This window comes from Polaribacter sp. BAL334 (assembly GCF_015767435.1).
Taxonomy (GTDB): Bacteria; Bacteroidota; Bacteroidia; order Flavobacteriales; family Flavobacteriaceae; genus Polaribacter.
In genome coordinates, this window is sequence record NZ_JADWOV010000268.1 from 117,189 (window position 1) to 129,961 (window position 12,773).

The window sequence follows — 12,773 nt, forward strand, 5'->3', positions numbered from 1 at the left end:
TTTTTTAAAGAATCTTTTCACCATCAACTAACAACTAATAACTAAAAACTAAAGACTATAACAAGACATGACAAGAAAACAAGAAAAGTACACCGTAAAAAAGTTTAATAAAATCTCTATTGGTTTAGCATCACCTGAATCAATTTTAGAAGTTTCTAAAGGAGAGGTTTTAAAACCAGAAACGATTAATTACCGTACACACAAGCCAGAAAGAGATGGGTTGTTTTGTGAGCGAATTTTTGGTCCTGTAAAAGACTATGAATGTGCTTGCGGAAAATATAAAAGAATACGTTACAAAGGAATTGTTTGTGACAGATGTGGTGTTGAAGTAACTGAAAAGAAAGTTCGTAGAGATAGAGTTGGTCACATCAATTTGGTGGTTCCAGTGGCTCATATTTGGTATTTTAGATCATTGCCTAACAAAATGGGATACCTTTTAGGATTGCCATCTAAAAAGTTAGACATGATTATTTACTACGAACGTTACGTAGTTATTCAACCAGGTATTGCTAAAAATGCTGATGGAGAGCCAATGCGTAAATTGGATTTCTTAACAGAAGAAGAATATTTAGATATTTTAGATAGTCTTCCAAAAGAAAATCAATATTTAGATGATTCAGATCCTAACAAGTTTATCGCTAAAATGGGTGCTGAATGTTTGATTGATTTATTAGCAAGAATTGATTTAGATGCATTGTCATTTGAATTAAGACACAAAGCAAATACGGAATCTTCTAAACAACGTAAAACAGAAGCTTTAAAAAGATTGAATGTTGTTGAAGCATTTAGAGAATCTGTTTTAAACAGAGAAAACAAGCCTGAGTGGATGATCATGAAAGCAATTCCAGTGATCCCACCAGAATTACGTCCATTAGTGCCTTTAGATGGTGGTCGTTTTGCAACTTCCGATTTGAATGATTTGTATAGAAGAGTGATCATCCGTAACAATCGTTTAAAAAGACTAGTTGAAATCAAAGCTCCTGAGGTAATTTTACGTAATGAAAAACGTATGTTGCAAGAATCTGTAGATTCATTATTTGACAACACACGTAAATCATCTGCTGTAAAAACAGAATCGAACAGACCTTTAAAATCATTGTCTGATTCCTTAAAAGGAAAACAAGGACGTTTCCGTCAAAACTTACTAGGAAAACGTGTTGATTATTCAGCTCGTTCTGTAATTGTTGTTGGACCTGAATTGAAAATGCACGAATGTGGATTGCCAAAAGACATGGCAGCAGAATTGTACAAACCATTTGTAATCAGAAAGTTGATTGAAAGAGGTATTGTAAAAACTGTAAAATCTGCAAAGAAAATTATTGATAGAAAAGAACCAGTTGTTTGGGATATTTTAGAAAATGTAATCAAAGGTCATCCAGTTTTATTAAACAGAGCTCCTACATTACACAGATTGGGTATTCAAGCATTTCAGCCAAAATTAATCGAAGGAAAAGCAATTCAATTACACCCTTTAGTGTGTACAGCTTTCAACGCCGATTTTGATGGTGACCAAATGGCAGTTCATTTACCTTTAGGACCAGAGGCTATTTTAGAAGCTCAAATTTTAATGTTGGCTTCTCACAATATCTTAAATCCTGCAAATGGTGCTCCTGTTACTGTTCCTTCTCAAGACATGGTTCTTGGCTTGTACTACATGACCAAAGAAAGATTTTCTACTCCAGAAGTGAAAGTAAAAGGAGAAGGCTTAACATTCTACTCTCCTGAAGAAGTTACGATTGCTTTCAATGAAGAAAAAGTAGATTTGAATGCTGGTATCAAAGTAAGAACAAAAGATATTGATGAAAAAGGAAATCATGTAACTAAAATTATCAAAACTACTGTTGGTAGAGTGTTGTTTAATGAAGTTGTTCCTATTGAAGCTGGTTATGTAAATGAAGTTCTTACTAAGAAAAACTTACGTGGAATTATTGGTAATATTTTAAAAGTTACTGATATTCCTACTACAGGAAAATTCTTAGATGAAATTAAAAACATGGGATTCAAGTTTGCCTTCCAAGGTGGATTGTCCTTCTCTTTAGGAGATATTATTATTCCTGAAGAAAAATATACGATGATTGCTGAAGCGAATGAAGAAGTAGATATTATCGTTACCAACTATAACATGGGTATGTTAACGCAAAAAGAGCGTTATAATCAGGTAATTGACGTTTGGGGATCAACCAACAACAGATTGACTGAGTTATCTATGAAAAACTTGCGTGAAGATAAACAAGGATTTAACTCTGTTTACATGATGCTTGATTCTGGTGCAAGGGGTTCTAAAGAACAAATTCGTCAGTTAACAGGTATGCGTGGATTGATGGCAAAACCTAAAAAATCTACAGCAAGTGGAGGAGAAATTATTGAAAATCCAATTCTTTCTAACTTTAAAGAAGGATTATCCATCTTAGAATACTTTATTTCAACTCACGGTGCTCGTAAAGGTTTGGCGGATACAGCTTTAAAAACTGCGGATGCTGGATATTTAACAAGAAGATTGGTAGACGTTTCTCAAGACGTCATCATTAATGAAGAAGATTGTGGAACGTTAAGAGGACTAGAAGTTACTGCATTAAAGAAAAACGATGAAATCGTTGAGTCTTTAGCAGATAGAATTGAAGGAAGAGTTATTTTACAAGATGTGTATCATCCTTTGACAGAAGAGTTGATTATCAAAGCAAATCAACCAATTTCTTCTAAATTGGCTGAAGAAATTGAAGCTTCAGGAATTGATGTTGTTGAAGTGCGTTCTGCATTGACTTGCGAATCTGCTCAAGGAATTTGTGCTAAATGTTATGGACAAAGTTTATCAACATTGAACAAAGTTCAAATTGGTGAAGCTGTTGGAGTAATTGCTGCACAATCAATTGGTGAGCCTGGAACTCAGTTAACATTGCGTACGTTCCACGTGGGTGGTGTTGCTGGAAATATTTCAGAAGAAAACAAATTGACTGCAAGATTTAGTGGAAATGTTGCCATCGAAGATTTAAGAACTGTAGAAGGAAAAGATAATGATGGAAACAAAGTGGATATCGTTATTTCAAGAACTGCTGAAATCAAAATTATTGATAACAAAACCGGAATTACATTAAGTACAAATATCATTCCTTATGGTTCTGTGATTTTTGATAAAGACAGAAAAACCATCAAAAAAGGCGAAGTAATTGTACAATGGGATCCATTTAACGGTGTTATTGTATCAGAATTTGCAGGTAAAGTGAAGTTTGACAATTTAGAGCAAGGTATCAACTATGCTGTAGAAATTGACGAACAAACAGGTTTCCAAGAAAAAGTAATTACTGAATCTAAAAACAAACGTTTGATAGCTTCTTTGATTATCGAAGATAAAGATGGTAATGCATTGCGTTCATACAGTTTACCTGTGGGAGCTCATTTGATGGTTGATAATGGAGAAAAAGTTGAAAGCGGAAAAACATTGGTAAAAATTCCAAGAAAATCAGGGAAAGCTGGTGATATTACAGGAGGTTTACCACGTGTAACTGAGTTGTTTGAAGCAAGAAATCCTTCCAATCCATCAGTTGTTGCTGAGATTGACGGAGTTGTTTCTTTTGGAAAAATCAAAAGAGGAAATAGAGAAATCATTATCGAGTCGAAAACTGGTGAAGTAATGAAATATCTAGTGAAACTTTCAAACCAAATTTTAGTTCAAGAAAACGATTTTATCAAAGCAGGTATGCCTTTATGTGATGGTGCAATTACACCTTCGGATATTTTGAATATCAAAGGTCCTTCAGCAGTTCAAGAATTTATCGTAAATGAAATTCAAGAAGTATATCGTTTGCAAGGGGTAAAAATCAACGACAAACATTTTGAAGTTGTAGTACGTCAAATGATGCGTAAAGTTAGAATTATTGATTCAGGTGACACATTGTTCCTTGAAAATCAATTGGTTCATAAAAATGACTTTATCGAAGAAAATGATGCTATCTATGGTATGAAAGTGGTGGAAGATGCTGGAGATTCTGAAAACTTAAAACCAGGTCAGATTATTTCTGCACGTCATTTAAGAGATGAAAACTCATTGTTGATTAGAAATGATCAAAAATTAGTGGAAGCAAGAGACGCAAGACCAGCAACAGCTGAGCAAGTGTTACAAGGAATCACAAGAGCTTCTCTACAAACAAAATCGTTTATTTCTGCTGCTTCTTTCCAAGAAACAACAAAAGTATTGAACGAAGCTGCTGTAAGTGGAAAAGTAGATACATTAGAAGGATTGAAAGAAAATGTAATTGTAGGTAAGAAAATTCCAGCAGGAACTGGTATGAGAGCTTATGACAACATTATTGTAGGTCCAAAAGATGAAATAGAAAGAAGTTTCTAAAAATCAGAAACGTTCTAAATTTTAAAAAGTTGAATTGTTTATTGTAATTTTTACATTATTCAGTTCAACTTTTTTTATTTTTACAAAATAAGAATCTAATACACGAAATCATGGAAGAAAATCAACATAAAGACGGACAATTAAATATTGAATTAGATCAAGAGATTGCTGAAGGAACCTATTCTAATTTGGCAATTATCAATCATTCTATTTCAGAATTTATTGTAGATTTTATCAATATCATGCCAGGAGTTCCCAAAGCAAGAGTAAAATCAAGAATCATTTTAACGCCACAACATGCTAAAAGATTGGCAAAAGCCTTGGCAGATAATGTTCGAAAATTTGAACATGCCAATGGTGAAATCAAAGATTATGAACAGCCACCAATTCCTATGAATTTTGGTCCTACTGGACAGGCATAAAAAAAAGTGAAACGGATGTTTCACTTTTTTTTATGTTATAATTTTCTGCTTTTATGAATCAGCCAATAATCAGCTAACACCAGTGCAGTCATTGCTTCTATGATTGGAACAGCTCTCGGAACCACACAAGGATCATGACGTCCTTTTCCAGTAATTTCAGTTTCTTCGCCAAGTGAGTTAATGGTTTGTTGATTGGTCATAATTGTAGCAACAGGCTTAAAAGCGACTCTAAAATAGACATCCATTCCGTTGCTAATTCCACCTTGAATTCCACCAGATAAATTGGTTTGAGTAGTTCCATCAGCGTTAAAAATATCATTGTGCTCAGAGCCTTTCATTCTAGCACCACAGAATCCGCTACCAAATTCAAAACCTTTTACTGCGTTTATAGATAACATTGCTTTGCCAAGTTCCGCATGCAATTTTTGAAAAATAGGTTCACCCAAACCAACAGGCATATTTTGAGCTACACAGGTAATTGTTCCTCCAATAGTATCACCAGCTTTTCTGATTTCTTTAATTTTTTCAATCATTTTCTCTGCAGACGCTTCATCAGGACAACGTACAATATTCGATTCCGTTTTCGAAAAATCAACTTCCTGATATGGTTTTTCCATAAAAATATCTCCAACAGAAGAGGTGAAAGCATTGATTTTTATAAATGAAATCAATTGTTTGGCCAATGCTCCTGCTACTACCCAATTGGCAGTTTCACGCGCTGAACTTCTTCCTCCACCTTTATGGTCGCGAATTCCAAATTTTTTATCATATGTAAAATCAGCATGCGAAGGTCTGTAAATATCTGTATTATGATTGTAGTCGTGACTTTTTTGATTGGTATTTTTAATGATAAAACCAATAGAAGTTCCCGTTGTTTTTCCTTCAAAAATCCCAGATAAAAACTCCACTGTATCAGGTTCTTTACGCTGCGTCACAATCTTAGATTGCCCTGGTTTTCTTCTGTCTAATTCATTTTGAATCGCCTCAAAATCAACTTCTAAACCAGCAGGAAACCCATCAATGATACCTCCAATTGCAGTTCCATGAGATTCTCCGTAAGTTGTTACTTTCAATAAATTTCCAAAAGAATTAAATGACATCGAAATAAATTTTTATAAAAAAAACAAAGATAACAAACTGTCATTCATCAAGTATGATTTTTAGAATCATTTGTATGAATTTCTAAGTAGATTTCTATTCTTTTTTAGTTTGATTGTTAAAGAGTTAAAGAATGAAATCAATGATATTCAAATTTCAAAAAAAATAATGATTTTTTTGTTTCAAGAAATAAAAAAGCTTTCTATATTTGCACCCGCAATCAGTTAAACCTGATTTTCTGGAGAAATGGCAGAGTGGTCGATTGCGGCAGTCTTGAAAACTGTTGACTGTAACAGGTCCGGGGGTTCGAATCCCTCTTTCTCCGCGAAAGGCATGTTTCAATAGAAACATAAAACTTCAAAAACCCTTTAAAACCCTTTGTTTTAAAGGGTTTTCGCTTTTTATGCACTTTTCAAAAATCATCTATTTTTTCATAATTTGATTGACCTATAGGTGTACCCAAGCAAAAAGCACTAAAAAAAAGCTCAAATAGGCACACTAAAAGGTACATCGAAAAACAAAAAGTTCACCAAAAGTTCACCTGAAAATCAATACTTTATAATTTATTCTTGCGGAGATTTACCAAATTTAAAAAACGAACCCATGATAAAAATTATCTATTTTTTAAGACATTCAAAACAAAAAGTAAATGGTGAAATCCCAATTTATGTGAAAGTAGAGTTGCTCAATAATTCTTTTACAATGAGCACAGGTAAAAGTGTTTTAAGTGAAGTTTGGAATCAAACACATCACTTAAGAATTAATGTAAAAACACCAAAAGATAAAGTTACTAAAGAGGCCCTTGAGGTGTTATCTAACAGAATTCATATTGAATATGCTAAGTTAGCTCGTGAAAATGTAAAGATAAGTTTGCCCATGTTAAAGTCGTTGATTCAAGGCAAGCCCATCCAATCGAATGCGGTAACTATCTTAAAATTAATGGATTTACATAATGATTATTTTGCTAAATTAGTGCAATACAATGAACGTTCTCCAGCATCTCTTCAAAAGTATAGAAGAATCAGAGATATTGTTGCAGCATTTAACAAAAAATACTATGGTAAAACTGACTTCGAAGTAAATAATATTAGCAGTGCTTATTTATTTAATTTAGAGCAATACATGAAATTTGAATCCATATACAAGAATGTTACTGGAATTAAAAATAACTCGGTTGTAAAATATTTTAAAAACCTGAAAACGATTTGTAATTATGGAATAAAGCTTGAACTGATTTCTAAGAATCCTTTGAACAAGTACTCTGGTAAAATTAAAGTAGTTGAAGCTGTTTTTTTAACTAAGGAGGAATTAGAAGCATTGGAAAATCATACATTTAAGATTGAACGGTTGGAACGTGTGAAGGATATATTTTTATTTTGCTGTTACACTGGATACGCTCCTGTAGATGTTATGAAGCTAACTCGATCAAATATTATTAAAGATGCCAACGGATCACTTTGGATTAAAACCAATAGGCAAAAAACAGGAATTCGTGCTAATGTACCCCTTTTGCCTACAGCACTTAAAATAGCTAATAAGTATTTGTTATTTCAAGATTTTTTATTACCAAAATTATCAAATCAAAAAATGAATGCCTATATCAAAGAAATAGCTGATATCGTTGGTATTGAAAAGAAATTGACCTGGTATGTAGCAAGACATACTTTTGCTACGACCGTAACTCTTGGAAATGGAGTAAAAATAGAAAATGTCTCTGCAATGTTAGGACATACAAATATTAGACAAACACAACATTACGCTAAGGTGCTTGATACCAGTGTTATGGAAGACATGCAAAAATTAATGACTAAACTTTCCTAAAATTATGGCAACAATAAAAGAACTAAAGACTGAAATTAACAATTATTTATTTCCAAATATTGACGAGTTTCGTATTGGAGAAGAAGTAGAATATCAAATAAATGGAATATGGATTGATCAATTGAAAGATAATTATTTTTTCAATGAATCTTTACTAATGGTCCAGACAATTGAGGCTACAATTTTAAAATCAGAAAAACCAATTTTAATAATTACATTGATTCAAGAATTAATGGACACTCGTTTAATCCAATTAAAAAACTGGAAATCAATCTCTCTGCCTGAGTATTTAGTAAACTATCATCGAATAGCAATCAATGAAAATCCTATTAATATTGAAGGAAAATCCTTATCTAAAATTAAAATAATAACCGAAGAGTCTCTTTTAAAAACCAAAGCGCAAGACAGCTTATTTAAATTATTGTCATTTAAAAATATGGTTATAGGGGATGGCATTCATCAGAATGAGGACTTTGTAAATATTAAGCTATTATATCATATTAATGAATTGATCGATAACGCAGAAAAGATTCAAAAGCTGATGAATGAAATAATCCAAGCTCATACGGATTATGGTTTATTTAGATTTGAAGACTATTTTAAGACATTTTATAGTGAAAATGTAAATAAGGTTCAAGTTGACTTAAAACTGAAAGATTTGGCGTATTTTTTTCATTTTGTTTCGGAGACTAAACTTTTTGTGATGCACCCAGATAAAAGAAAAAATAAAAAAATGCTAACGGAATTCTTTGAGAAAAACTTAATGTATACAGATGGTAAAGGGAATCCCAAACACTTTAAAAAATTTTTCAAAGAAATTTCTGATGTTACCACTGAGGATAAAAAATTCCAAGAAAAATTTGTGGATGATTTGAGATTTAAACTAGAACAATTCAAAAGCATTAATCTTTTAAATTTGAGTAGAGATATTCTACAATAAAATTTCACTAAAAGTTCACCTTACAGAACTGTAATTCTGTTTTTGGGAAATCTATTTTTGTGAAATTAATTTAAAAATTTATATTATGAATGAAATAACAATTCCATCATTGTCAGGTATAAAAAACTTGATAGAACCTATTGATTATAGATTGCAAAGCATAGAAAATTTGCTGCAAAAACTACCGAAGTCGAATAATTCAAAAAAGTATTATCGCAATAACGATTTAAAAGAATTATTTGGATTGTCTAACAATACTATTATAAAATATCGAGAAAACGGAACCTTACCCTACACAAGAATGGGGGATATTTATTTGTATGAAGCAAAAGAAATTGATGATATTTTAGAAAAGAATAGAGTTTGTTTATAAAATGTCATTCCGATGAAAGTATTAACACAAAAGGACCCTTTAACGGGGGAGGAGTTTGTTCCAAAGCGTATTAACCAGCGTTTTGCCTCTGCAGAAAATAGAATCAAGTATAACAATAAGGAAGCAACTAATTTGAGAAAAGAGAGAGCTAAAATTACTTCTCCCTTGCATAAAAACCATCGTCTTTTAAGAAAATTGATGGCTGATAAGGATAGGGGTGTTTTTTCTTTTGACTATTTGGATGGTTATGGAATAAATTTTAGAATTCAAACACACTCTTCTAGAATTAACGGATTAAAACACCCAAGTATTTATGAATTTATCATAATAAGCAATATTGAGAATAAAACTATAAAAATAATTAGAAATGGAGGATATTAGATATCACAAAATAGTGGATAACAACTTTGAATTGAATCAAATTTTGAAGGAAAATTCACAAGTCAAAGAAAAGAATACAGTCCTTGTAGCCTCTATTTTTTTGGCTGGGGCTATTGTATTAGGAATTTTGATTTATTATAAAGAACAGGGAACAAAAAGAAAAGAGCTACAGCTATAACTTTTTTTAATTTCTGAGTATGGTATACATCCCAAAAAGTCAATTGCTTTTTGGGATTTTTTTTATAGTAAAACTTATAGTAAACCTCTTATAATTTTGAAATCACAAATACATTTTTCTCCCATAATTATTCACTTTTAGAGTTGACCATTTGTTTTATATGGCTCCTATTTTTTAATCAAATCAAGTCTAAAATTTGAAAGGTTAAAATGGATAATTAAAAAAAATGGGGATTAGCGAGGGCCGTTAGTTTTAATTTCGGACAACGGTTGGATATTTGAAAATACGGCTTTCCGTAAAAAAAGATGATAGCTAATTAATAAATTAGTAACCTAAAAGAATAAAATAAAAATATGCCTGTAAGTAATTGCTTGTTCTCGCCTACTTCTGAAAATCCTCGCGGATTTCAGTTAGGAGTGTACTTGTAAAGTTATGTGCTAACCCACGCAACTACTCATAGCCGAGACCGTTACCTGCTATAAAAAAAAGACGACAGTGCAATACAACTACGACACGTTTTGACTTACTGAACTTCGACATTTGCAGAAACAGGGAAAGCTGAAAACCAAATAAAATAAACAACAATAAAAACCAAAAAAAAGTAAAATATGGCAATTTCAAACGTTCAAAATGAAGGCTCTTGGATAAGGGTTTATGACGAAAACGGGAAAAGAATTTCTCAGATGTCAAGTAATCGGATAGAAGTGGTTGGTATTGCTTCTTCATTTTTTGTTACCGAAGAGGGTTCTTGGATAAGAGTATATGACGAAAATTGTAAGCGAATTTCTCAAATGTCTTCAAGTAACATTAGAGTAATTAATGCTGCCGGTAACTCATTTACAACCAAGGAAGGTAGTTGGTTAAGAGTTTATGACGCGAAATGCAAAAGAATTAGTCAACGGTCTGCATAATGATGAGTAACCAAACTGCAATTGAAACCCCAAATAAAGTTGCCGAATGCATTAGGCAACTTTTTATTAATTCTGAAAGTGTCAGAATACCAGCATATCAACGTGCATATAGTTGGGGCGACAAACAATGCTCTCAATTTCTTGAAGACCTTTTGGAACAGAAAGGAAAGAAATATTATTTAGGACAATTCCTTTTTGAAAAGGACGAAAACACACTTTTCATAATTGACGGACAGCAAAGACTTACAACAACAATACTTTTTCTTTCTGCAATCGCTAAAATCAAAATCCTAAAAGACCAAAACGTTGACAGCATTAGAGAAATCTATTTGACAGACGTTTTTAAGACAATTGATGACGACCAAGTAATTTTTAAAAAAGTTACTCAAAAACATTTGGTATCAGCAATTGACGACACGGAAACAATTTCACAAAAGAGAATTATTGAAGCGTTCAACTTCTTTGTAACAGAGTTAAGCAAACTTGACAACGAGAATTTAAACTTAATTCAACAGACTTTAGAAAATGCTGTTATCAGCACATTTTATATTACCAACAAAGTTGAAGCGACACAGGTTTTTGAATATCAAAATAACCGTGGAAAAGAACTTTCAAGATTTGAAGTAATTAAAGCGTATTTAATGCATCAGATTTACATTCAAAGCACAAACAACAAACAAGCAAATAATGATATTGCGGAAATTCAAAGCATTATTTCCAAAACATATCGATACATTGAAGCAGTAGAAGGCTACTTTACAGAAAACGAACTTTTAGATAACTACTGCAATTTGTTTTTTAACATTGGCGGTAACATTGAAGCAATTAAGGAAAAGCTAAATAAAGAAGAGAATAAAACGCAATGGATAAAATTGTTCTTTGAAAACTTCGTTGAACTAACTCATAGTGCTAAAAGTATTGTAAGTAATAAAAACCAGTCTGACATCTCCAACTTGTTTTTTGTTGGTAATGAAGCAAATTGGAAACTTGTTTTGCTGACAATTTTCTACAAGGGAGAAGTTGAGGGCGACACTTTTACAAAGATTTTAAAATTATTAGAAGTGCTTTGCTTCAAACTTAAACTTGGCGACTACCGTACCGACTATTTACCTCATTATTCAAAGCAGTATTTCAATCCAAAAGATGCCTATAATCTTGACAATCTATATCAAGACATTAAGAACGTAACTGAAACAGGTTTTAAATGGTATTGGAATGACGGAGACAGATTTAAAAACATTATCACAAATTATTTTGATAATGAAAAATGGCACTACAATCGTAATACAATCAAGTTTGTTTTGTGGCAATACGAAAACAGGTTAAGACTTAAAAACCTTTCAGGTGCTTTATTAGACAAAGATCTTTACAACAGTTACACTATTGAACACATTAAACCACAAAACCCGACTGACGAAGTATATACAGAAGATTTTAGAAAGAACTTTTTGCAACTTGCAGGCAACTTGGCATTATTGACTCAGAGCCAAAATAGCAAGTTTGGTAACAAATCGTTTGAAAAGAAAAGCGAACTTTTTCAAGACACGGCACTTTCAAGTTACACAGAAATTAGGGAGAAAAGTGTATGGACAGAAACAGAAATTTCTGAACGACATAAACGAATTTCAGACTTTGCAAAACAGTATTTTGATACGACCAATATATGACGACTGAAAAGAATCACAGCAGTTAGCAATTTATATAAAAAATAGTCGAAATAGTAATAAATTCATGGCTTTAGGTTCTTATAAAACTTTGTGCTTAACCGAAAGTTTCGTTCTTCGAAATCGCCTATTTTTCATATACTAACCGTTATAGGGTATTTTAGGACTGATAACAAACGACTACAGAACAATGAATTTAGGATTAATTTTAATAACGTAATAGGGTTTATTGTAATTAATTGGTAAACTTATTTTAGGACGGGTCAGTTTTATACTTGTAATTTTAATCGAATTTTATAAAAATACAATCCCTATTTTATGCAAATCTAATAAATGTTCAATGCATATTCATATGCTCTAAACATGCACTATATTCGTATGATATTTGTTGCTAAAAAAAGTGTGTTTTGTTAGAATTAAGTAACAATGGAACTCCAAGAGGTGAAATATTTCTTGAAAAAATTTTCTATTGTATTTTAAATTGTTTCAAACAGAAATTGTAAAATGTAAGCTTCCCTTAAATTCGATCCATTCAAAAATAGAATTTTTATTCATTTAATCTGTATTCAATTGGTGATTTATTTTTAAGTGATTTATGTGGTCTATTGTAATTGTAATCGTTTATCCACTCTTGACTTATATC

The 12,773-nt window shown here is 31.9% G+C and carries 11 protein-coding genes and 1 tRNA gene; 10 read left to right on the plus strand and 2 right to left on the minus strand.

What is annotated here, in order from left to right; all coding sequences use genetic code 11:
• Positions 1-67 precede the first annotated feature (67 nt).
• On the plus strand, positions 68-4,342 hold the full coding sequence (rpoC, locus tag IU405_RS06020; protein ID WP_197437706.1) for a DNA-directed RNA polymerase subunit beta': 4,275 nt from the start codon (positions 68-70) through the stop codon (positions 4,340-4,342).
• Positions 4,343-4,452: 110 nt separating this feature from the next.
• Positions 4,453-4,764, plus strand: a complete 312-nt coding sequence (locus tag IU405_RS06025) for a DUF3467 domain-containing protein (protein ID WP_197437707.1) — start codon at positions 4,453-4,455, stop codon at positions 4,762-4,764.
• A gap of 35 nt (positions 4,765-4,799) precedes the next feature.
• Here the strand turns inward: IU405_RS06025 and aroC are convergent, their stop codons facing one another.
• Positions 4,800-5,864 (minus strand): chorismate synthase, encoded by a 1,065-nt coding sequence (aroC, locus tag IU405_RS06030; RefSeq protein WP_197437708.1) that lies wholly within the window; start codon positions 5,862-5,864, stop codon positions 4,800-4,802.
• A 238-nt stretch (positions 5,865-6,102) separates the two neighbouring features.
• Between aroC and IU405_RS06035 the strand changes: the two genes are divergently transcribed.
• The 8 genes from IU405_RS06035 (at position 6,103) to IU405_RS06070 (ending at position 12,133) form a co-directional block, all read left to right on the plus strand.
• Positions 6,103-6,187 (plus strand) — tRNA-Ser (locus tag IU405_RS06035).
• A 278-nt stretch (positions 6,188-6,465) separates the two neighbouring features.
• A complete protein-coding gene (locus tag IU405_RS06040; protein WP_197437709.1) occupies positions 6,466-7,683 on the plus strand; it encodes a site-specific integrase in 1,218 nt (405 codons plus the stop codon).
• 4 nt (positions 7,684-7,687) lie between these two features.
• On the plus strand, positions 7,688-8,623 hold the full coding sequence (locus tag IU405_RS06045) for a hypothetical protein (protein ID WP_197437710.1): 936 nt from the start codon (positions 7,688-7,690) through the stop codon (positions 8,621-8,623).
• 85 nt (positions 8,624-8,708) lie between these two features.
• Positions 8,709-8,996 (plus strand): helix-turn-helix domain-containing protein, encoded by a 288-nt coding sequence (locus IU405_RS06050; protein WP_197437711.1) that lies wholly within the window; start codon positions 8,709-8,711, stop codon positions 8,994-8,996.
• 12 nt (positions 8,997-9,008) lie between these two features.
• The gene (locus tag IU405_RS06055; RefSeq protein WP_197437712.1) at positions 9,009-9,377 is read left to right on the plus strand and encodes a hypothetical protein; all 369 of its coding nucleotides are present in this window, start codon (positions 9,009-9,011) and stop codon (positions 9,375-9,377) included.
• Positions 9,364-9,555 (plus strand): hypothetical protein, encoded by a 192-nt coding sequence (locus IU405_RS06060; protein ID WP_197437713.1) that lies wholly within the window; start codon positions 9,364-9,366, stop codon positions 9,553-9,555. The genes IU405_RS06055 and IU405_RS06060 overlap by 14 nt, the downstream gene beginning before the upstream one ends.
• A 683-nt stretch (positions 9,556-10,238) precedes the next feature.
• Positions 10,239-10,466 (plus strand): hypothetical protein, encoded by a 228-nt coding sequence (locus tag IU405_RS06065; protein WP_197437714.1) that lies wholly within the window; start codon positions 10,239-10,241, stop codon positions 10,464-10,466.
• On the plus strand, positions 10,466-12,133 hold the full coding sequence (locus IU405_RS06070; RefSeq protein ID WP_197437715.1) for a DUF262 domain-containing protein: 1,668 nt from the start codon (positions 10,466-10,468) through the stop codon (positions 12,131-12,133). The genes IU405_RS06065 and IU405_RS06070 overlap by 1 nt, the downstream gene beginning before the upstream one ends.
• A gap of 544 nt (positions 12,134-12,677) precedes the next feature.
• Here IU405_RS06070 and IU405_RS15900 read toward each other — a convergent pair.
• A complete protein-coding gene (locus IU405_RS15900; RefSeq protein ID WP_410896734.1) occupies positions 12,678-12,770 on the minus strand; it encodes an integrase core domain-containing protein in 93 nt (30 codons plus the stop codon).
• Between the last annotated feature and the right edge of the window lie 3 nt (positions 12,771-12,773).

Bases quoted from the DNA above. Each gene is read 5' to 3' on its own strand.
- IU405_RS06050 (WP_197437711.1), top strand. From the start codon at position 8,709: ATGAATGAAATAACAATTCCATCATTGTCAGGTATAAAAAACTTGATA.
- IU405_RS06065 (WP_197437714.1), top strand. From the start codon at position 10,239: ATGTCAAGTAATCGGATAGAAGTGGTTGGTATTGCTTCTTCATTTTTT.
- aroC (WP_197437708.1), bottom strand. From the start codon at position 5,864: ATGTCATTTAATTCTTTTGGAAATTTATTGAAAGTAACAACTTACGGA.
- IU405_RS06070 (WP_197437715.1), top strand. From the start codon at position 10,466: ATGATGAGTAACCAAACTGCAATTGAAACCCCAAATAAAGTTGCCGAA.
- IU405_RS06060 (WP_197437713.1), top strand. From the start codon at position 9,364: ATGGAGGATATTAGATATCACAAAATAGTGGATAACAACTTTGAATTG.
- IU405_RS06040 (WP_197437709.1), top strand. From the start codon at position 6,466: ATGATAAAAATTATCTATTTTTTAAGACATTCAAAACAAAAAGTAAAT.
- IU405_RS06055 (WP_197437712.1), top strand. From the start codon at position 9,009: ATGAAAGTATTAACACAAAAGGACCCTTTAACGGGGGAGGAGTTTGTT.
- rpoC (WP_197437706.1), top strand. From the start codon at position 68: ATGACAAGAAAACAAGAAAAGTACACCGTAAAAAAGTTTAATAAAATC.
- IU405_RS06045 (WP_197437710.1), top strand. From the start codon at position 7,688: ATGGCAACAATAAAAGAACTAAAGACTGAAATTAACAATTATTTATTT.
- IU405_RS06025 (WP_197437707.1), top strand. From the start codon at position 4,453: ATGGAAGAAAATCAACATAAAGACGGACAATTAAATATTGAATTAGAT.